This window comes from Verrucomicrobiia bacterium, assembly GCA_036405135.1.
Classification (GTDB): domain Bacteria; phylum Verrucomicrobiota; class Verrucomicrobiia; order Limisphaerales; family JAEYXS01; genus JAEYXS01.
The window spans coordinates 98609-120609 of the sequence record DASWYF010000049.1; the positions used below are offsets into that span (position 1 = coordinate 98609).

The 22001-nt window shown below is 56.9% G+C and carries 14 protein-coding genes; 4 read left to right on the forward strand and 10 right to left on the reverse strand.

The window, feature by feature from the left end; all coding sequences use genetic code 11:
• Nucleotides 1–93: 93 nt before the first annotated feature.
• The 4 genes from VGH19_23485 to VGH19_23500 form a co-directional block, all read right to left on the reverse strand.
• Nucleotides 94–1827, reverse strand: a complete 1734-nt coding sequence (locus tag VGH19_23485) for an FAD-dependent oxidoreductase (protein HEY1174348.1) — start codon at nt 1825–1827, stop codon at nt 94–96.
• 328 nt (nt 1828–2155) lie between these two features.
• Nucleotides 2156–4342 carry a sialate O-acetylesterase gene (locus tag VGH19_23490; protein ID HEY1174349.1) on the reverse strand — a complete coding sequence of 729 codons (2187 nt, stop codon included), beginning with the start codon at nt 4340–4342 and terminating at the stop codon, nt 2156–2158.
• A 23-nt stretch (nt 4343–4365) separates the two neighbouring features.
• On the reverse strand, nt 4366–5232 hold the full coding sequence (locus tag VGH19_23495) for a DUF2334 domain-containing protein (GenBank protein HEY1174350.1): 867 nt from the start codon (nt 5230–5232) through the stop codon (nt 4366–4368).
• Nucleotides 5233–5522: 290 nt separating this feature from the next.
• Nucleotides 5523–6272, reverse strand: coding sequence for an RraA family protein (locus VGH19_23500; protein ID HEY1174351.1), 750 nt, complete (start codon nt 6270–6272; stop codon nt 5523–5525).
• Nucleotides 6273–6464: 192 nt separating this feature from the next.
• On the opposite strand from VGH19_23500, the gene VGH19_23505 reads away from it, so the two are divergent.
• Nucleotides 6465–7631 carry a substrate-binding domain-containing protein gene (locus tag VGH19_23505; GenBank protein ID HEY1174352.1) on the forward strand — a complete coding sequence of 389 codons (1167 nt, stop codon included), beginning with the start codon at nt 6465–6467 and terminating at the stop codon, nt 7629–7631.
• 175 nt (nt 7632–7806) lie between these two features.
• Here VGH19_23505 and VGH19_23510 read toward each other — a convergent pair whose 3' ends face one another.
• Nucleotides 7807–9276, reverse strand: a complete 1470-nt coding sequence (locus VGH19_23510; protein ID HEY1174353.1) for a rhamnulokinase family protein — start codon at nt 9274–9276, stop codon at nt 7807–7809.
• Between the two features lie 118 nt (nt 9277–9394).
• The gene (locus VGH19_23515; protein ID HEY1174354.1) at nt 9395–9847 is read right to left on the reverse strand and encodes a hypothetical protein; all 453 of its coding nucleotides are present in this window, start codon (nt 9845–9847) and stop codon (nt 9395–9397) included.
• Between the two features lie 745 nt (nt 9848–10592).
• Here VGH19_23515 and VGH19_23520 point away from each other — a divergent pair.
• The 3 genes from VGH19_23520 (at nt 10593) to VGH19_23530 (ending at nt 16681) form a co-directional block, all read left to right on the forward strand.
• Nucleotides 10593–11546 carry an esterase-like activity of phytase family protein gene (locus tag VGH19_23520; GenBank protein ID HEY1174355.1) on the forward strand — a complete coding sequence of 318 codons (954 nt, stop codon included), beginning with the start codon at nt 10593–10595 and terminating at the stop codon, nt 11544–11546.
• 278 nt (nt 11547–11824) lie between these two features.
• Complete coding sequence (locus tag VGH19_23525; protein ID HEY1174356.1) at nt 11825–13246, forward strand: DUF1501 domain-containing protein; 1422 nt, start codon at nt 11825–11827, stop codon at nt 13244–13246.
• A 27-nt stretch (nt 13247–13273) separates the two neighbouring features.
• A complete protein-coding gene (locus VGH19_23530) occupies nt 13274–16681 on the forward strand; it encodes a PSD1 and planctomycete cytochrome C domain-containing protein (protein ID HEY1174357.1) in 3408 nt (1135 codons plus the stop codon).
• A gap of 66 nt (nt 16682–16747) precedes the next feature.
• Here VGH19_23530 and VGH19_23535 read toward each other — a convergent pair whose 3' ends face one another.
• The 4 genes from VGH19_23535 to VGH19_23550 all read right to left on the reverse strand — a co-directional run bounded on the left by VGH19_23535 (nt 16748) and on the right by VGH19_23550 (nt 22001).
• Nucleotides 16748–18889 (reverse strand): TonB-dependent receptor, encoded by a 2142-nt coding sequence (locus tag VGH19_23535; GenBank protein ID HEY1174358.1) that lies wholly within the window; start codon nt 18887–18889, stop codon nt 16748–16750.
• Between the two features lie 205 nt (nt 18890–19094).
• The gene (locus tag VGH19_23540) at nt 19095–19616 is read right to left on the reverse strand and encodes a hypothetical protein (GenBank protein ID HEY1174359.1); all 522 of its coding nucleotides are present in this window, start codon (nt 19614–19616) and stop codon (nt 19095–19097) included.
• Nucleotides 19617–19904: 288 nt separating this feature from the next.
• Nucleotides 19905–20960, reverse strand: coding sequence for a dihydrodipicolinate synthase family protein (locus tag VGH19_23545; GenBank protein HEY1174360.1), 1056 nt, complete (start codon nt 20958–20960; stop codon nt 19905–19907).
• A gap of 3 nt (nt 20961–20963) precedes the next feature.
• On the reverse strand, nt 20964–22001 hold the full coding sequence (locus tag VGH19_23550; protein ID HEY1174361.1) for an NAD-dependent epimerase/dehydratase family protein: 1038 nt from the start codon (nt 21999–22001) through the stop codon (nt 20964–20966).

A 22001-nucleotide genomic window follows, 5' to 3' on the forward strand; every position in this document is an offset into this window, starting at 1 on the left:
CGTTAATTGATAAAACTGGGGGCTACATTGAGGGAAGTGATGGAGCGCATTCTCCGTCTGTCATGAGATAGTTTCCAATCAATTCGTGCTCTGTCACTTTTTCTTCCCTGTCTTGGGCGGATTCCACTCCAGCACCTGCTTGTCAGCCAGCAAGCGTTCGCGGAGTTTGGCTTGGTCCACCTTCTGCACGGCTACCTTGCCATCTAACGCGAGGCACGCTGCCGTCGCCGCCGATTGGCTTGTGATCATGAACACCGGCTCCATGCGGATGCTGCTGAAGGCGGTGTGACTTGCTGACAACGCGAACGTCACGAACAGGTTCTCACACTCACTGGCTTTCGGCACGATGGCGCCGTAGTCGATACGATAAGGTTCAAAACCTCCACGCCCTAATGCTGTCTTCCCCTCGCGGATGACCACGCCGTCTTTAACGATGCGCCGGATCTCATGCGTGTCTGTGCCGTAGGAACCCAGCCCTACGGAATTGGTGGCGATCTTCCGCCCAAACGTATGATGCTCCGTGATGACCAGATCGGAAACCATCCGGCGCGCCTCACGCACATAGATTTGGTGCGGCCAGCCGCCAGTGTCCGCGAATTCATCCTTCGGTAAGCCGAACCGTTTCACATCATTACGCACCTTCACCGGCACGCGTGGATCCGTAGCCAAGAAGTGCAGCAGACCACGATGATAATTCTCATGCTCCTTGGCGATCTGTTCACGTCGCGCATAACTCGCATCCGGCCACTCCCAATTCATCCCCGGCAGATTGCCGCCGAACGTCGCGGTGTTAAAATCGAACTTACCATTGGGCAACGGGTCGTATTTCGAGAACCAGCGGAGGTCCATGTCATCGCCCAGTTTCACGCAACCTTCGATGAAGCGTGCGACAAGTTCATAGCGTTTCGGGTCATAGCCTGGTGCTGCAGTGATGGGGATACGGTTCGCATTTGTCGTGAGGCAGAGGCGATAGCAATACGCCTGCACACCGGGCGCGGGATCGCCTTGTTTGCCGGGATCACCTGCTTGCACAAGCGGCAGCAATCCGCTGTCTGGTTTGCCGGGAATCACATAAGGATCGAGCGGAAGATCGCGATCCCATACGCCTTGGCCACCGGGCACACGGCCATTGGCGCCCGGTTTCCCATGATTCGTGCGGGGCTGATATTTCTCCGTGTAGTGGATGCCGTTATACGTCTCGCCATACTTGGCATTGCCCTCGCGCGTCACGGTGTAAGAGACGCCCGCCTTCGCCATCAAGTCGCCTTCATACGTGGTATCAATGAACATCTGCGCGCGGAACGTGCGGCCATCTTCCGTGGTGAATTCCGTGATGCGTGCGCCTTGCTTGCTCACCTTCGCAAGACGGGCTTTGAAATAAACGGTCACACCGGCTTCCTTCGCCATGTCGGCGAAGACCTTCTCCGCGACATGGGGTTCAATGGAATAAGCGCCACCGGTTGCGGGACCACCACCGGCCTTGCTCTCAAATGCCTTGTCCCATGCGAGCGTTTGGCCATACGTGGCGACCAATCGCGTGAAGTATTCCCGCGTGATGCCACCGACGGAACGTGGATCACCGATATCCACCGCGCCTAGGCCGCCTGACGTCATGCCGCCCAGATGGTTGCGCGGTTCGACGAGGATTGTTTTCTTTCCCATGCGCGCGGCTTGCACGGCAGCGGAGACGCCGCCCGAGGTGCCGCCATAGACGCAGACCTCGGCGGTGATGATTTCAGCGGCGTGAGTGGTGAAGGCGGAAATGATGAGTCCGACAACGCAAAGAACCCGCACAATGCGTCGTGAAAGCTGATGAAGCTGGTGCATGGTGGATGATGGACGTATGTAGTGGTGAATGGCAAGTTGGGGTGACTGGTTAGTTAATTTGACCACTCCATCTATAGCTGGTCTGTTCATCATAGCGTCGCTACGCGACGCACCGTGATTACGCTGAATACCGTGGGTTTCACCCACGGCTACCATCGGGTCGTGCCTAACGGCACTGCATGCGCCGTCCGTGAAATATTTCAGCTGCTTGATTATCGAGCGTTGCTGCGACTCGGAGAGTCGCGCTCCAAAAACAAAAAGCCGGCAGGCTGTTAACCTGCCGGATGATTGCAATAGCCCAAAAATATAGGCCCACGGGTGCAACCCGTTACTTCATGCGGACCAGCACGCGGAGGCGTTTTTGGCTGTAGGTGTTGGCGTTGGCCACGAACGTCCAGTCCTTGGTCTCACCCGTGCTGTTGCCTATGCCGATATTGGCGCCCGCGGCCGCCTTCCAGTTGTTGATGGCGAAGATCGTCTGCTTGGCCTTGAAGTTATGGACTTGCATGGAGCCGTAGCCATCCACCAAGGCATCGATCATGTCACCCGTATCGAATGCGGCATCAGATGCTCCTACAACCTTACCTGTGTTCGCGGGACCGTAGTTGTTCGGCCAGAACTCGATGTTGCAATCGCCTGCAAACGTCCCGTTCGGGATATCTTTCACGTTCGAGATCACGTTTGCATTCTTTACCAGCGTCTGGAACTTCGCGCCGGAAGCCACCGTGGGAATGCCGATCTTCTTGATATCCGTGGTGAAGGCATCCATGGACACGTAGGAGTAGTTGACGCCTTGCGGCCCGCGCAACTCGATGAAGTAAGCGACGCGATCGAACTCGCCTTTCAGTGAGGCCGAGTTATCCACGTCATACTTGATGTTTGCACCGAGCTTGCCGAGGTCGAGATCGTAAACGAGCTTGTAGCCGCTGGCTTCGGGAGCTTTGATGGCGAGGTAATCCATCTTGGGCACTTCACCGGCGCGGAACGCTTCCGTGGGCAGGCCTGCACCGTTCACGAGATTCGGCTCCGCATCCTTGTGCCAGGAGAAACGCATCGCGGCGGGATTCTTTACACTCGCTGCGGAGAGCACCACGGAATCGCCGTCGATCACCGCATCCGCCTTCGTATAATCCGTTTCCGGCCCGATGATCTCGAACCAGTTGAGCGGTTTCTGATCACGCGATTTCAAGCCACCTGCAGTATTTTCAAACGTCACGCGTAGTTTGTCACCTTCTTGCTTGAGGGATTTGAATTTCGGCCCGTTCGCCACCACATCGCTCTTGCCATAGGTGTTCTTCAACGCGAGCAAGGCGAGGCGCAGGCCCACGTCCTGTTTGTTCTTCGGATGGATGTCGTTCAGGTTCGCAATGTCCGTGGTGACGACCATGCCGGTGTTCGGGATGGCTTGCGCGGCGCTCTGGGCTTCCCAGAACGTGGCGAGCACGTTCGGATCTTCCGCGCCGTATTTGTAAGGGGCGATCTGCACGTAGAAGAACGGGAATTCGCCGATGCCCCAGATCTTGCGCCAGCCTTGGATGAGCGCCTTCATCTTCTCGGTGTAGAGCATGCCTTCGCCGTGATTCGATTCACCCTGATACCAGATGGCACCGCGGATGGGGAAGCCGACGAACGGATTGATCATCGCATTAAAGAGTGTGGTGGGCTGTTGCTGCGGAGACTGCAGTGAAGCCAGCGGAGTGATGTCCGCCGGGAACACAGGCGACGCGGTGACCGGCTTGTTCTCCGCGAGAGCCGCCTTAGCGCTTGCGCTCCACTTATCCACGGCATCGAGATGCTGCTTGAGCTTCTGTTGATACGCCGGATTATCCGGCAACGTCTTGAGCACCTGGCTGTGGATGTCTTTCAACTGAGGCAGATCCGCGAAGCCAGTGACCGGTGTCCATGGCTCGATGCGGGTGCCGCCCCAAGAGGAATTGATCAGGCCGATGGGCACGCCGAGTTCCTTCTGCAGTTTGCGCGCCATGAAATAACCGGCGGCGGTAAAACCACCTGCCGTCTGCGGCGAGCAAACCTGCCATGAGGCCTTGAACTCATCTTGCGGCACACTGGCCGGTTTCAACGGCACCTTGATGTGGCGGATGGTCGGGTAATTCGCGGCGGCGATCTCGTCCTTCGGATTCTCGCTATTATTGACCGTCCACTCCATGTTGGATTGGCCGGAGCAGAGCCAGACTTCACCCACGAGAACATCTTTCAACGTCAGCGTGTTATTCGCCTTCACCGTGAGCGTGCGGGCCTTGCCATCGGCTTTTTGCGGAGGCAATTCCACGCGCCATTTGCCGGCGGCATCAGCAGTCGCGGAGACGGCGCTTTGGCCGTCCAATTGCACGGAGACGGCTTCTCCTGGCGAAGCCCAACCCCAGACGGGGAGCTTCTGGTCGCGCTGGAGGACCATGTTATCGCCGAAGATGCTGGCGAGCCGCGCATCGGCATGAGCGGAGAGGCTCGCAGCGAGAACCGCCAGCGAGAACAGTGGAGTGAAACGTAAACGCATAGTGTGTTGTTAGAGATGGGAAATCATTTTTTTGGAGCAGCCGCGGGCTTCAAACCTTTCAGTTTCACGTATTCGGAAGGCGTCGTGAAAATGGCTTTTTCCTGCACAAGGAAATCGATGAGCTCGACGAACTGGGCAAAGCGTTCATCCGTCCATTGAGCGGGGTGGCCTTGGATGACGAAGTAATCGCGGGTAGGATTCAGAGCGTAACCGGCTTTGAATTTCTGCAGGCTGGGGACAAAGGTCGGGGCTTCGATATTCACGGAGCCGACCCGGTCCATGACAATCTTGCCAGCGGGATTCTTGAGGTCGCCGTAAAGCCAGATGGTGGTGTCGGGATCGTCTAAGAGTGCTTTGGCCGTGTTGCCATCGATGGCGTTGAAGGGCGCGCCGAAGGCGGGGAACGTGAAGCCCAGCTTTTGTTTCGCGAGTTCATTACAGCGCAGGAGATTCTTTTTTTGATCCTCGTAGGATGGGCCTTTGAACTCCTGAAGCTTCTTGCCGTCCACTTCCCATTCCTTGTGATTGTAGCCGTGGTTCCAGAATTCGATGAGGCCTTTGGCGTGCTGGTCTTTGATCCATTGAAAATACTTCGGGTCATCCTTCTCGAGTGAATCCGAGATGATGCCGATGGCAGACTTGATCTTTCGCTCGGCAGTGAAGTCCACGAATTTTTGCCAGCGGGGATGAACCTTGCCGCCGTTGTTCCGCAGATCGTCCACTTTCAGGATGATGTAGGGCGGGGCTTTGCGCTCTACTGGTGTGGCCGGTTTAGCTGCTGGCTTGGCAGCGGGTTTGTTCGTGGTGGTCGCGGTTTGTGCGGAGGCGGAGGAAATGGCCAGTGCGAGCCCGAAGCAGGCCAGCGCGATACTGAAGATACGACTTTTCATGGTTCAGCGAGCAAGTGACGACGATACCGCCAGACTTGGCTAGCGCGGCGGGAGCGGTGACTTGATGGCGGAATGCTAGAGAAAACGGGGATGGGGTCAACCTCCGACAACTGGTAGGGCGAGACTCTGTCGAGCCCTAACTAGACCTGAACGCTTATTCCTGTCGAATGCGTCACTCTGGCAACACTTTGACATCCAATTGCCCTTACCTTGCCAGAATACCTTTCTGGCACGTGGATACATTAAGGTCTGGCATGGGCTCGAGAGGACTCTCGCCCTACCGGGATTAGCTATTTCCACTCGCCGGCGCGTTGGAACTTTGCTTGGGCCTTGGTGCCGAATTCTGCGCCTGCTTTGGCAAGCTTTTCGATGATCTCATCGGTGCTGCAGCCAGCACTGCCGCGGGCAGCGGGGATGAGGGTTTCGCACTCGTTGCTGTCCATGAAACGGGCGGCTTCGAGCAAGCCCGACTCTTCACCAAAGGGAACGGCGAGGAAGCCGTGTTTGTCCGCGTGAATGAGTTGGCCGGGCGATACTTTGCGGCCGAAGACTTCGACTTCCACGTTCCAACGGACGGGTGTGGAGTGGGCGTGGCCGACGCAGAGGCGTTTAGCGAGGGCTTTGAATCCGGCGTTGTTCATCTCATCTAGATCGCGGATGCCGCCATCGGTAATGGTGCCGACGCAGCCGAGGGCTTTGTGGACATTGCTGTTCACCTCACCCCAGAAGGCACCGATGACGTTGGGTTTATCGAGGTCTTGCACGACGACGATTTTTGGGCCTTCTACACTGGCGACGTAGCGGCGATAGTCTGCCCACGCGTTGGCATTTTGTTTGTGCGCGGCGTTGCTGGGTTCGATGACGACGGTGACGGCGTAGCCGACCATCGGGCCCATCTGTGGCATGAAATCGCGGGTTTCCTCCAGATTGAAGGCATCGCGGGCGGCGTTGTGTTTCGTGAGCTGTTCCCAGCCGTTATAGATGGTGGGCGTGTTCCAGCGTTTGAGCTGGAGGAGGTCGGAATGAGGGAGGGCGCGCATGGGGATGTTCTTAAAATTTTAATTGAGGGTTGCAATCGGGGTGTGACGCAACCCTTTCAGGGTAGTGGATTTTGATGCGTTGACCCAGGGTAGCTCGTGCCTCGCAACCCTGGGCTGATTTATGGAACCCCGTTGGGGTTCAGCGGGGTCAGTTAAATCTGACGCGTTTAAAAAAGAGCTTGAAGACACGGGATGCATTGTTGGCTTGCGTCTGGTATCGGCAACGCCATGCTGCTGGTCAAGTCCTTTGACCAGTCGTATCGCATGAAAGCATTGTCGTCGCCCTCTGCCGCCTTGCCACTGCCGGAGCGGGTCTCGCTCGTCACGCAGACGGCGCGCATTCTGCGGCTGGGATTGGAGACGGGGCGCTGGCCGGGGGCGTTGCCGGGGGAACGGTTGCTCTCCGAACAACTTCGCGTGAGCCGTCCTACTTTGCGTGCGGCACTGGCGCAATTGGAAAAAGACGGTCTGTTGCAAACGTCCCAAGGCAAGCGGCGGCAAACGGTCATTTCTCAGAAGAGGTCGCGGGGTAGCAAATCATCTGCGCCGAAATCCATATGCTTGCTCTCGCCGCATCCGCTGGATGCGGTGCCGCCGATGGTTCTTTTTTGGATCAATGAATTGCGGGCGCGGCTGGCGGAATTGCAGCTCGGCATGGAATTGGTCGTGCGACCCTCTGCTTATCATGCGAAGGCGGAGAAGGCTTGGGAGGAATTGGCTGCCAGCCATCCATCGGCAGCGTGGGTGCTTTTTCTCTCGAATGAGCCGATGCAACGGTGGTTCGCGGCGCGGAAGATTCCGGCGCTCGTGGTGGGCTCTTGTCCTGCGGATAACCCTTTGCCCTCGGTAGATGTGGATTACCGCGCGGCCTGCCGTCATGCGGCGCAGTGGTTCAGCGGGCACGGGCATAAGCGGCTCGCCTTGCTCCTGCCCGCGAGTGGTTGTCCGGGCGATCAGGAGAGCGAGGAAGGGTTTTGCGAAGGCGCATTGAAAGGTGAGGTGAAGATCGTTCGGCACGATGAAACGGTGGCTGGTGTCTGCGCGCGAGTCGATCGGCTGATTGCACTCGCGGAAGCACCCACGGCATTTCTCATCGCCCGTTCAGCGCATGCGCTCACGGTGCTGACGCATCTGCAACGGCGTGGCATCAAGGTGCCGCAGGATATCGCACTGATCAGTCGCGATGATGATGCATATCTGCAGCATGTTGTGCCGACGTTGGCGCGGTATACGAGCCGACCGCAGCAGTTCGCACGGAAGGTGGGGGAGGCGCTGGTGCAGGTGCTGGAACGGGGGGCGAAACCGGGGCGGGCGGTGAGGTTGATGCCGGAGTTTTTGCGAGGGGAAACGGCGAAGTGAGTGTTTGGAGCGCGGCTTTTAAGCCGCTTCAACACCCAAAATTCAAAGAGCGTCGTTTCGCTACAAGGCTGTCGAGTGCTCTCATGCTTTCTTATCCCTGCCTTGCTTTTGAATGGTGAAGCGGCTTAAAAGCCGCGCTCCACCTGACGGCGATTTGATTGCGCAAAAGCTATCTTCATTTCTTTACCATCAATTGCGCCAGTTTCCGCGCTGCTATTTGCCACGCTTCTATCTCTGTCGGCTCATATGTCTCCACGTAAAAGGATGTCGCGATGATCTCTCGTGCGGCGGATAGTGTGGGGAGGTGTCCGAGGGTGATGGATTGCAGGATGACGTTGCCGAGGGCGGTGGCTTCCACAGGCCCAGCGATGACGGTTCGTCCGGTGGCGTTGGCGGCGAATCGATTGAGCAATCTGTTCTGGCTTCCTCCGCCGACGATGTGGAGCACTTCGGTTTTCAGGCCGGAGACTTCTTCTGCTTGGCGCAGGGTACGATCGTATTGGAGCGCGAGGCTTTCGAGGACGCAGCGGGCGATGGCTCCGGGCGTGACAGGTTCAGGTTGTTTTGTCTCGCGGCAGAAGGCGGCGATCTTGGCAGGCATGCCGCCGGGGGAGACGAAGCGTGGATCGGTCAGGTCGATGATCGCGGTGAAGGGCGGCGCATCGGCGGCGAGCCTGGTGAGGGTGCCGTAGTCGATGTCGTTGCCATCAGCGGCCCATTGGCGGCGGCATTCTTGGATCACCCACAAGCCCACGATATTTTTCAACAGGCGCACGGTGCCGCCGTAGCCGAGTTCATTCGTGAAATTATGCGTGCGGCAGAGATCGGTGAGGACGGGTTTGTCCAGTTCCACGCCGAGTAGGGACCAGGTGCCGGAGCTGAGATAGGCCCAGTTCTTTTCCTTCGCTGGAACTGCGGCGACGGCGGCTCCTGTGTCGTGAGAACACGTGGCGATGACTTGTGTTTCTTTCAGCGAGAGTTCATCGGCAAGGTCGTGTTTGATGGGGCCGAGGCTGGTGCAGGAACTGGCGACGTGCGGGAAGATGGAGCGTGGGAGTTTCAGCAGGTTGATGAGGTAATCCGACCAGTTGCGTGTGCGCGGATTGTAGAGCTGGAAGGTGCTGGCCATGGACTCTTCCACGGTGGCGTTGCCGCTGAGGAAGTAATTGAAGGCATCCGCAACGCTCAGCAGCAGACGCGCATTTCGCAGTCGCTCGGGTGATTCCGCAGCGAGCTGGTAGAGGGAATTGATGGGCATGAACTGGATGCCCGTCTCGGCAAAGACGTGTTCCCATTTGGTGAGCGAGAACACGCGCTCCACTCCCCTCGCCGTGCGCGGATCGCGATAATGAAATGTGGGTGGGATGAGTGCGCCCTGGGCATCGAAGAGAACATAATCGAGGCCCCAGGAATCGGTGCTGATGCTGGCGATGGGAAGCTTGCGCTTGGCTACCAAGCGCAAGCCGCTCTTCAACTCCGTGAACAACTGCGGGATGTCCCAATGCATGGACTCGCCTTGGCGCAGCACGGGATTGGGGAAGCGGTAAATCTCTTCCAGTGTGACCCGCCCTTCACGCAACGTCCCGAGCATGAGGCGGCCGCTTTCGGCACCGAGATCGCAGGCGAGGTAGTGATGGGTGGTCATTTAATTTTGCTGGGGTGGAGGGTGGCAGGATTTTTTCGTGAATTCAATTCGTCAGCGACAGAGGGGAGAAATGACGAATGACGAAGCACCAAGTCTGCTTCAAAACAGAGCCATCGAGCTAATCATACCAATAGAACAGGGCATCAAAGACGTGATACGGCGGATTACTAAGGTTAGTCGTATCATGATGACGAAGATGTGACGGGATAGATTCTGATAGCGTTGTGGCACCGATGCGTTTCAAGCAGAACTCTTGGTCCAGCACCTTCTCGATCTTGGGCACCAGATATTGCAGATGTGGATCCGTAACTTTATCTATCATCATCAAGTCCGGCAAATAATGGCTGCCACCTGAGCCCGAAACACTCTTACATCGCTCACCTTGGCCAATGGCGTAGTAATCAGAAAGGATGCTGAAAAGAATCACCAATCCTTCCCGACATTCTGAATCACCATATCTCCGTGCCGGACTGCCACCCTTGGCTGGATAGAACCAAGCATCAATGTATGAAGCATAGCCGGAACCATAGCCATGCTCGATCTCACACTTGAGATGTAGGCGCGCATTCAAAGTCTCTATCACTGCCTTATAAAAGTGCACAACTTCACGGTCATCGGTCGCGTTCAAATTCCACGGCGGCCGATCACATATCGTCCGTACGTCCATCAAGGCTTCAAGTTGTGCTTGTGAGAAAATCATCGGGTTAAATATCCAAGGTTCAGCCAGTCACCTTTCATAGCGCTATTAGCAGCGTGGATGCGCAAGGATGCAATGAGGATTCTAAGCTTTAAAGTAGCGGACCATAACCCAGAGTAGGGAGGGATTTCTCTCGTTTCGACTTCGAAGCGTCGCTCCGCGACGCAACCGTGTTTTGTTCCTGCTACCGTGGGTTTCGCTACTCTGCACCCACGGCTACCTTCATTGCGTGCCGCTGGCATGCATGTTACTAGGCAAACCCAGACACTCCTCACACCGACCTTCTCACGAGGGGCGAAAAGAATGTCAGCGCGGTCTGACGACCGCGACTACGGTTGGGGCAAAGGGTGGCAGTTGAGTCATTTTGAACGATCAAGGAGGAACGGAGGGGAAAATGAGGTTGGGACTTGAGAATCGGAAGAATTCCTCGGCACTTGTAGATAAGTGCCGAGGCGGGAAATGGCAGAGATTTGGCTACGGCGGGCGTCGCGGACTGCCGGCTGGAATCCGGCAGCGCGGGTCACGTGATTCGTCGCAGTTCCCGAGGTTCACTTGCACGGGTGCCGACGCGGGATTGTAATGGCGTAGGGGTGGGTTTTGGGTTAACTCAAACTTATCGATGGACCGACGACGTTTCATGGGGCTCCTCGGGTTGGGGCTGGTGGGTTCGCAACTGGACACTCTGGCGGCGGAGGTCAAGGCGGACGCCCGGAAGCGTTACGTCCTGAAGCCCGACCAAGCGTGGCGGCTGACGGTGCCGGACAAGGAGCAGTTCGATGCCTCGGGGCTGCTCCTCATGCCGAATGGCGATCTTCTGACGGTGAATGACAAGCGGGTGGGGCTTTATAAGATCAATCGCCCGGCGGAGAGTATGGAGGCGACGCTTGAGCTTATCCCTAACCTATTTACGGAAAAGCAGTTAAGCCCGTTCAAAGGCGAGAAAACGGGGCATTGGGACTTGGAAGGGATCGCGCGGGATGAGGAGGGGCAGATTTATGTGTGTGAGGAGGGAAATCGCTGGGTGCTGCGGCTGGATCCGAAAACGGAAAAGGTGGAGCGATTGGCAATCGATTGGTCCCCGGTGAAGAAGTATTTTAGCAAGGATACGAACGCTTCTTGGGAGGGAATTGCGGTCGGTGATGGGCGGCTTTATTTAGCGAATGAGCGGGAGCGTGGGCGTATTATTGTATTAGACCTCAAGACGTTACAGATTGTCAGTGATTTTTCAGTCGGGGCGATTCAGCTCTTTGCGCGGGACATGCATTATACGGATTTGAGCTGGTTTGAGGGACATCTTTACGTGCTGATGCGGGAGGCGCGAGTGGTTCTCCAAGTGGACCCGAAGACAGAACGCGTGGTGGCGGAGTATGATATATCCTCGCTGGAAACCACCCCGGAGCATGCCTATCACCGGCTCTATCCTACCGGTTACTTTGAAGGGTTGGCGGTAGATGCCGAGAATATCTGGGTAGTGACGGATAATAACGGTTATGGAAGATTGAAAGATCCGACGGATAAGCGGCCAACGCTTTTCCGATGCAAGAGGCCGCCGGTAGCACCGGCTGGCCAATAATGAAGAAAGGAAAGCTCTCGCCGATTCGGAGATCGGCGCTACGGCTTGGCCGTCTGAAGGCAAACTCTCACCCCAAAGTTTCTACTCCTAAATCCCTGCAAACGAATCGCATCAGAGGGTTTAATGGGCGATTACAAAATGCCGATAGGAGGACATGAAAAATCGGGTTGCATAGTGCCCTAATCGTGTTAATGCTTCCTGTTGAATAAGCCGTGCAAACCAACCAGACAACCAAGGCCGGCTTGCGCCCTAAAACCTAACCAACCAGACCACGCGCTATGAAGGACAAGTATCTCGCGGAACACACGCCCACCATGGCAGACTTATGTGTCAGCCGCCGCCAATTTTTGAACCGCTTCGGCATGGGGTTCGGTGCCTTGAGCCTGGCAGGTTTCATGGGTGAGCTGTCTCCGTTGCAAGCCGCGACTTCCGGTCCTTTGGCCATCAAGCAGCCCCATTTCCCGGCGAAGGCCAAACAGGTGGTACACATCTTCGCACAGGGCGCACCGTCACACATCGATACTTGGGATCCGAAACCCGCGTTAGAGAAGTATGCCGACCAGCCGCTTCCGGGCACAAACGGTGTGGGTCTTCCTTCGCCTTTCAAGTTCGAGAAGAAGGGCAAGTCGGGCATCGAGGTCAGTGACGTGTTTCCTCGTTTGGGTGAGCACGTGGATAACATGGCGATTGTGCGCTCCATGTGGACAGATATTCCTTCCCATGAATTTGCGAGCATCCTGATGAACACGGGCTCCGGCCGTCGCACGATGCCGAGCTTGGGTTCCTGGGTCACTTACGGTTTGGGCAGCTTGAACCAGAACATGCCGGGCTTCATCTCGCTGCGTCCCGGTGGCGTGCCTCCCGGTGGTGCTCAGAATTGGCAGTCGGCCTTCATCCCGGGTATTTTTCAAGGCACCAGCATCAATACGCAGTTCACGCAGATCGACCGGCTTATCGAGAACATCAAGAGCCAGTACACCTCGCTGCCGGAACAGCGCCAGCAGCTTGACCTGCTGAACCAGCTTAATAACATCCACAGCCATACGATGCAGAAGGATGCGAATCTCGAAGCGCGCCTGCAGGCGTTCGAACTCGCTTATCAAATGCAGATCGAGGCGACGGATGCATTCGATATCTCCAAAGAACCGCAGAACATCCGCGACATGTACGGCAACACGCCGCAAGGCCGCCAGATGCTCATCACCCGCCGTCTCATCGAGAAGGGCGTACGCTTCGTCCAAGCATGGGCGGGCGGTTGGGATCACCATTCCAACTTGGAACGCTCACTTCGCGATCGCGCCCGCGATATCGATCAGCCTTTGGCCGCGTTGATGACGGATCTGAAGCAGCGTGGTCTGCTCGACAGCACGCTGGTGATGTGGGGTGGCGAGTTCGGTCGCACGGCCTCGCGCCAGCTCCCGAATGCGAACAGCGCATTCGAAGTGCCGGGCCGCGATCACAATAACCGCGCGTTCAGCACCTGGCTGGCAGGCGGCGGTGTCAAAGGCGGAACGATTTACGGCGCGACCGACGAATTCGGCACCGCTTCGGTTGAAAACAAGGTACACATCCATGACCTGCACGCCACCGTGCTGGCTCTGCTGGGCTTCGACCACGAGAAGCTGACCTACCGCTACAATGGCCGCGACTTCCGCCTGACGGATGTGCATGGCCACGTAGTGAAGGACATCATCGCCTAAAAACAGGGAAGTCTCCAAGTGCCTGTCATGAAACAATTCTGGCAAGGGGTGACGGCGGTCCGTGCGACCGCCGTTGCCGTTTTAATCTCTGCGGCTGCTGCAAAGGCGGCCGAGCCTACACCTGCCGAGCTGGATTTCTTCGAGAAGAAGATCCGCCCGGTGTTGAACGACAAGTGCTATAGCTGCCATAGTGTATCGGAGGGCAAATCGAAAGGCGGTCTAGTAGTCGATTCCAAGGAAGCATTGCTCAAAGGTGGCGATACTGGTCCCTCCATCGTGCCCGGTGATCCGGACAAAAGCCTCTTCATCAAGGCCATCCGCTATACTGATCCCGACCTCCGGATGCCGCCATCGAACAAGAAGCTATCCACCCAGGAGATCGCCGATCTCGAGCAATGGGTGAAAATGGGTGCGCCCGATCCCCGCAAAGGTGGCGATCCAGATAAGTGGAAGGAACAGCTGGCAGCGGCGGAGAAAGATCATTGGGCATTCAAGCCGGTCGCCAAGACTCCTGTACCCGAGGTCAAGATGAAAGGCTGGGTCGGCACACCCGTAGATAATTTTATCCTGCAGCAGCTTGAATCCAAGGCGATGTTTCCTTCTTTCGGAGCCGATCGCCGTACGCTTATCCGTCGTGCCACCTATGACCTGGTCGGTTTGCCACCGACAGCTGCCGAGGTGAAAGCGTTTGTGGAAGACAAGTCTCCCGATGCTTACGAAAAGCTGATCGACCGCCTGCTTGCTTCACCGCAGTACGGAGAACGGTGGGGCCGTTACTGGCTGGATATCGCGCGTTACGCGGACACTAAGGGTGATGTTAACAATAACCGCGAGGACTTCCGCTTCCCCTATGCGTGGACGTATCGCGATTACGTCATCAAATCCTTCAATGACGACAAGCCGTACGACAAGTTCATCATGGAACAGCTCGCCGGTGACAAGATGGTCCAAGGCGAGGACAAGCAGGCGATGGCCGGTTTGGGCTTCCTCACGCTGGGCAAACGGTTCGCTGGCAATCGCAATGAGATCATTGATGACCAGATTGATGCCGTCTCCAAAGGCCTTTTGGGCCTGACGGTCTCCTGCTCGCGTTGCCATGACCACAAGTTCGATCCGATCCCCACGGCGGATTACTACTCCTGGCACGGCATCTTCAACAGCACGACGGAGCCGGAGATCGAACCGCTCTTGAGCAAGCCGGTGGAGACGCCCGAGTTCCTTGATTTCCAGAAGCAACTGGAGAAATTGCAGGCGGAAGTGCGGACATACAAGGAATCGAACGAAGTGTTCATCCTGACCAACCTCCGCACGAATGTGGCCAAGTATCTCTACGTGGCCTATGAGGCTCCGAAGATGACAAACGCCCAGGCGCGGAATGAATTCATCTTGCGCACCAACCGCTTGAATCAAGGCGTGTTGGGTGCCTGGCAGCGCACATTGGCGGCATTCTCGCGTCAGAAGCAGCCGTCCATCTTCACTCCACTGATCGAGTTCTCGAAATTGAAGCCGGAGGAATATGCCACCAAGGGGCGCGCACTTTCGGCGCAGTTCGCTCAGAACCAATGGAAAGCCGGCCAGATCAATCCTTACATCGCGCGTCTCTTTGCCGGCTCAGGGCCGGTGGATTTCAAAGACGTGACTGACCGGTATGGACGCGCCCTGGCGGATGTGGACAAGAAATGGGAAGCGGAAATCGATATGTGGGAGACGCGCAAGAAGCTGAGCAAGAAAGACGATTTGCCCGAGCCGACGCGCCTATCTGACAAATATGCCGAGGAAGTCCGCATGGCGCTCTACGGCCAAAACTCCCCGGCCAACCCGCCGAGCAACCAGATCGACAACATGCTTCCGCAACAGGTGCAGCAGCGCCAAACCACCATGCGCGGCAACATCGCGCAGTTGAAGATGACCCATCCGGGTTCGCCTCCACGCGCACAATCACTGGAAGATTCCCGCCAGCCGCGTGATTCACGTGTCTTCATCCGCGGCAATGCCAGCAGCCTCGGTGATCCGGCTCCGCGCCAGTTCCTGAAAGTGCTCAGCACCGGCAACCGCCAGCCATTCTCGGATGGCAGCGGTCGCTATGACCTAGCAAAGGCCATCGCCTCCAAAGAAAACCCGCTCACTGCCCGCGTGATGGTGAACCGCATTTGGATGTATCACTTCGGTGAAGCTCTGGTTCCGACCACAAGCGACTTCGGCACACGCTCCACGCCGCCATCTCATCCGGAATTGCTGGATTATCTGTCCAACTACTTCATGGATAACGGTTGGTCCGTGAAGAAGATGCATAAGCTGATGATGCTCTCCAGCACCTACCAACAGGCCAGCACGCACAACCCGCGTTACTCGCAGATGGACCCGGGCAACAAATTGCTCTGGCGCATGAACATCCGCCGTCTCGATTTCGAGTCGCTGCGTGACACGTTGCTGGCGCTCGGTGGCAAACTGGACACCTCCGTCGGTGGCAATCCGGTGGATATCACCAAGCCCGAAACCACCCGCCGAACAGTGTATGGTTATGTCGATCGTCGCAACCTGCCCGAGGTGTTCAATCACTTCGACTTCGCGAACCCCGACCTCACCACGAGCAAACGCTACTTCACTATCGTGCCGCAACAGTCATTGTTCCTCATGAACAACCCGATGGTGGTGCAGCAGGCGCGCAACCTGGTCGAACGTCCGGACTTCAAGGACCAGGGCGATGAAGAGAAGCGCGTGAAGATGCTGTATGACCTGGTGCTTCAGCGCGAACCGTCCCAGGATGAAGTGAAGATGGGCTTGCGATTCCTCGACTCACTGCCGGGCGTCACGGACATGCCGGCTGAACAGACTTGGAAATACGGCTACGGTGAGGTGGATGAAGCCAGCAAGCGTGTGAAGGAATTCCGCACGTTGAACTTCCTGAACAATGTCTGGAAAGCGGGCAATGCCATGCCGGACAAAAACCTCGGCTACCTCAGCCTGAGCAAGCAAGGCGGTCACCCGGGCAAGAACCCGAAGCAGGCAGCCGTCCGCCGCTGGACTGCTCCGCGCGACGCCATCGTGACGATCAACGGCACTCTGGATCATCCGGGAACAACGGGTGATGGCGTGCGCGCCCGAGTGATCTCCAGCCGCTCTGGTGAGGTCGGCGGATGGACGTCCTTCAAGCAGAAGGTGGCCACCAAGATCGCCCGCATCGAAGTGAAGGCCGGTGACACACTGGACTTCGTGGTCGATCCGCGCGCCAACGATGGCGGTGACAGCTTCAACTGGGCACCAGTCATCACCGTCGCACAGGAAACCGGGGAGACGATCGCCGGCCTGCACAGGGAATGGAATGCGGACAAGGACTTTACCGGCAACAATCGTGCCACTGTGAAAGCTCTCAGCGCCTGGGAGAAATACGCCCACGTGCTGCTGCTCAGCAACGAAGTGACTTTCATCAACTGATCGCACCTCTTAAAAATTCAAAGGGGCTCCTTGCGGAGCCCCTTTTTGTTTCAGTAATTGATTTGTTTAGAACTTCGCCGTCAGGCTAACGCGTAGCATTCGCGGCTCCGAGGGATGGAGGTGGACGTCATTGTAACCGCCGTTCAACGTCGGGTCCGGGTTGATCGGTTCACCGGCCAAGCGGGACTCGTAGTAATATTCGATATCGCTGTCGCGACGGTCGAGGATGTTGAACACCTCCACCTGCACCGTCCAGTTCTTGCGAAACTCATAACCGATGTAGCCGTTCAGCATGAACGTGGTGGATGAACGCGCAGAGTTATCTTCGACCAATGCGCGTGGTCCGAAGTAACGCGCACGCAAACCACCGAAGAAACCGTCCAGGTCATGTACCGTGATACCGGCGGCAACCACAGAGGCCACTGAACCCGGGATGTGATTGCCCGCCGGATCGTCATTACGGAAGCGTGCATGGGAGAGCGAGACATCCGCATCAAACGTCAGCCAATCGGTGGGCGTGTAATAGTTCGCGAACTCCACACCGTAACGGCGGCTGGGACGGCTGGCTTCAGTCGCACCAGCATCGCCTACGAAGAGAAGTTCCGAGTCCACATTCAGCCACCAGAGCGAGACGCTGCTGTGCAGCTTGGGAACGATCTCCGTGCGGATGCCGATCTCTGCACCCACTGTGGTCACCAGCGGTTCTGCCGGTTGGATGGGATTGCCGCCGGCATCCACGGGCAAGCCCGTGACCGGGTCCACGTTGGTCATCACACCACGACCGTCATTGCTGTGGAAACCCATGCCGATGTTGCCGTAGAACTCCGTCTTGGACCAAGGCCCGAGCACGAAGCCCGCTTTGGGACTCGTAGTGAAGTCCGATCGTTGACCGGAGTTCGCCGCCTGATTGCTCTCCACATCCCAGCGATAGAAATCGCCGCGCAAACCGACGGTCGTGCGGAACTTCTCCGCCCATTGGATACGATTCTCGAAGAACGTGCCGACACTCGCCTGCCACACTTCATCTTGTCGCACGATACCCGTGGTATCACGCGCTACGCTGCTATAGAGACCGTTTTCAATGACATTACTGCGGATTTGTGCGCCAAGTGTATTACGCGATTCAAAACCGACCATGGTGCCATCCCATTGACGGCTCGCCACCAGACCGTTCACCCAACGGCGATCTGCCTGTTGGAACTGGTCCGGCGTGGTATCCGTAGGATCGTTCAGGAAGTAGGTGAAGTTCGAGAACAGGTCGAGGTCATAGTAATAACTGTAGACCATCGCCTTGCCGATGCCGTTGGCATATTCCTGCTCCCAATTCAGCATCGCACCGATACGGCGGGATTCACCACCTGTGCTAGGGTCCAGAGAACCGAAGCGATCTACCGCCCCGGACTCCACCGCGCGCTTGGCCAATTGATCCGTCGCATCCCAATAGCCCTGGTAAGCCATCAGCGTGAGGCCCCAGCGTGTATTGTCTTCACCTTGGGTGTAGCGCACCAGTGCGTTGCCCTTCTTGAAGTTGTCGCCGCTGTCCCATGGACCATCGTAGTGAGAGAGATCGATGGCATAGAGCAAGGTGCCCTCACCCAGCTTGGGCGAAGAGGCCCAAAGGCCGCGACCATAGTTGAAGCTGCCGCCTTCGAGCTTGAGCAACGATTGCGGCAATTCATCCGCATAACGGATGTTCGCACTACCGGCGGAAGAAAAATCTCCTGCTTCGGCGTGATACGGGCCTTTCCGGAAGTCGATGCCTTCCACCAACTCAGGGATGAGCCAGTTCAGATCGGTATAACCTTGCCCATGGCCGTGCGTGGGCAGATTGATCGGCATGCCCTCGAAACTCACGCCGAAGTCCGTGCCGTGATCGAGGTTGAAGCCGCGCAGGAAGAACTGGTTCGCCTTACCACCACCGCTGTGTTGCGTGATGATGAGGCCGGGAACCGTTTCCAGGATTTCACCCGTGCGAAGCAAAGGTCGCAGCGAGAGCTGCGGCTGGCCCACTGTGCCTTCGGAAGCGGAAGACGCCTGCTCCAGCAGACTCGTGTCACGACCGATGATGAGCACTTCTTTCAACTGCACGGGTTGATTGGTGGAGGTGTTTTGCGCCTGCGCACTGCTCATGATGGAACAGGCCAGCGCAAAAGCGGCAGCATTGAAACAACGCCGCCTAGATGGATTGCGGTTAACTTTTAAGGACATGGTAATTGTATGTTTTGGGTTACGAGCATTTGCCCACAGCCAAAGTCAGCAATTTCTAATGGCTTGGGATGCCCTCCACGCATCGCGCCAAGACAGCACAATGCAGAAGCTCACGGGCAAGGAATACCGGTGGAAGAAGGGAGCCAGCGGAAGGCTCTCAAATATCGGGACAAAAGCGCGAACTGCACCGACGCTTGAAAACCAGCTAGCTCACGCAGGCAGGCGGGCCGCGATCCGGCGTCTGAGCATTCCAGATGGAAGCCAGCAACAGTTCATCAGGAGAAAGTATTTGATAACTGCCCTTGGGAACAAAATGTGGTATTACTGGAATATCAACATGCTGGTCCAGCAAACCGCTTGCCAGCAATTGCGCCAGGCTGTGATGTTCGTGGCCTTCAGCTGAGGGATTGGAGTTCTTTTCAGGGCTGCCCAGCAGATCAGCCATCGCTCCCACCAGCTTTACGATTGGAGCCGTAGGCAGTTTAAAGGGGCGATGATTGCGCGTGAAGACAGGTTTTGCTTTCTTCTCCACCTGTGACAGGGAATCCACTTGCGCCAACGCCGCAGCGGAATCAAAAGTGTAGTGTTTGGAACCCACATCATGCGAATGCGTGTGCCACTCGCCATGCCCACCGTGCTCGATGAGTTGATGCAAAAATGGACTCAGACCCACTGCGCCTGCCAATGCCAAACACAGAATCAGGTAACCAGCAATCCATGATCGCATTGGCCTCATTCCCTATAAAGTTGTAGGATTTACAGGTGTCGGCAAGTTATAGCGAGCAAAGTCTTTGAAATCTGCCTGTCCCAGCTGCTTCAGGTTCGTGCCGTAGGCAGCGGGGGGATTGGATGGAATCCACGTTTGAAGAGGTGACAGGCAATGCGTCAGGCGATGATGCTTGATGCTATGAATGGAGCGATTCCTTGAGTCACTGTGTGAAACACGGTAAATATGCTGGAATCTGTGGGTTTCACCCGCCATCCGTTGGTCTGGGGCACTTGCAGGGGAGAGGTTCTATGCCTGCCACTTGCCCAAGTTCTCCCGCACAAATTCATCGTCGTTCAACTGCGGATAAGCTGCGTAAACCCGATCGATCTCTTTCTGCTGCCCATGGCTGAGTGATTCGTGAGGATCCAGACACCAAATTCCTTCCAGCAAACCTTGCCGGCGTAATACTTCATGGATACCAGCGATGCATCCATGATAACCGTTTGCCGCATCGAAGAAGGCGGCGTTGGAATCGGTGACCTGTTGTGCGAGCGTGAGGATGTCTTGGTCCACCGGCTGGTTCTTCAATGTCAACATGTGGCATTGATTTAGCAGTTCTGCTGCCTTCTGCGTCCACACCGCCCAATGCCCGAGCAGGCCACCGACAATCCGGCGAGTGCGCCACTCTCCATCCACCTGGAAGCGGAACGGCGTGAGCAGATCAATGACGATGTTATCATCATTGCCCGTGTAGAGAGCGATGTCCTCGCGGCCTGATTCCAAAATCGCCCGCACGACATCAAGTGTCTGGTAGCGATTAAACGGCGCCATCTTGATAGCCACGACATTTTCTATCTCCGCAAAGCGTCGCCAGAAAGAATAGGGCAGGGCACGACCACCGACAGATGGTTGCAGGTAAAAACCGATGACCGGGATCACCTCCGCCACCGCGCGACAATGTGCGATGAGTTCGTCATCCGTCGCGCTCTTTAACGCCGCCAGACTGAGCAAGCCCGCGTGGTAACCAGCCTCCGCCGCAAAATGCGCTTCCCCCGTCGCCTGTGCCGTTGGTCCACAGATGCCGCAAACTCGTACCAAAGGCTCGCCACGCGTGACATCGGCCCGTGAAAATTCTTCGCTGGCGAGCTTTAGCAGCGGCTGAAACAATCCTATGTGCGGATCACGAATGGTGAATTGCGTCGTATGGACACCCACCGCCACTCCACCCGCACTTGCGGCAAAATAATATCGCAGCAACGCCCGCTGACGCCGTTCATCCCACTTGCGATTTGCATTCAGGGCGAGAGGCAGGGCAGGGATGACGAGGCCGCGCTGAAGAGCGGAACGTATGGCGGGGTTCATGATTTAAAACTTCCCATCACGCGATTCGAAGTGGGTCGGCTTGTTCAGCGTGGCTCCGCCTTTTTTCACCCAGTGTGCGATCCATTTCATCAGCAGCGGGACACGCACGCGCTCCGGGCCATAACGCCGAAGAGTAGTCGAAGCATCATTAAGCAAGGCCGAGCTTTGCTCACCCCCGCTGAACGTCACGGGCTTTTCAAAAAGACGTCCGAATTCCCATGCCACTTCACGGATGCGCAATTTGTCCGCACCTGTAAGGTTGATGATGCTAGGAGGGCTTTTCGCATCCGCCAAGGCGGCCAGAGTGACGGCATTCGCATCCGCCTGCCAGATGGTGTTGAACCATCCCATGCGCAGATCCACCGGCTGCTCTGCCCAAACTTTCTGGGCTATGTCCGTCAGCACACCGTAGCGCAGCTCGCATGCGTAATTCAGCCGGATCAGCGCGGTCTTGGTTTCATTCACCCGGCTGAAATGCTCGAACATGCGCTCGCGCCCCAGGCAGCTCATGGCATACTCCCCCACGGGATTGGGCGTATCCGTCTCCACTGAGCCTTTGCTCGTAGCCGACACCAACCCATATACGTTTCCCGTGGAAAGCGCCACGATGCGACTGTGGCGAAAGCGTTGTGCCGCTTGAGCGGGCAGCCAGGTGTTCACCGCCCAGGTCTGAGCCTCCTGTCCGGTGGAGCCAAACTTCATTCCGGCGAGATAAATGATGTTTGGCGCAGCAGGTAGCGAGGTGAGAAACTGGCCATCGAGCAGATCGCCGGAAATGGTTTCGATACCCCGTTCATTCAACCACTGCAATGCCCCTGTTGAAGAAAAGCGTGATACGCCGATGATGCGGCGCGGCGTGCCTGCAATGTCAGCAGCCCGTTTGGCCATGAGTGCGAGTGTCAACCCCATCTTGCCCGCCACCCCCAGAAGCAGGATGTCTCCCGGGATGCGCTTGAATGTCTCGATGACGGCGGATGACGGCTCGCTCAGCAGATCATCTAGCTGGGCTTCGGAGGTGATGAATTCTGGCAGAGGGATCAT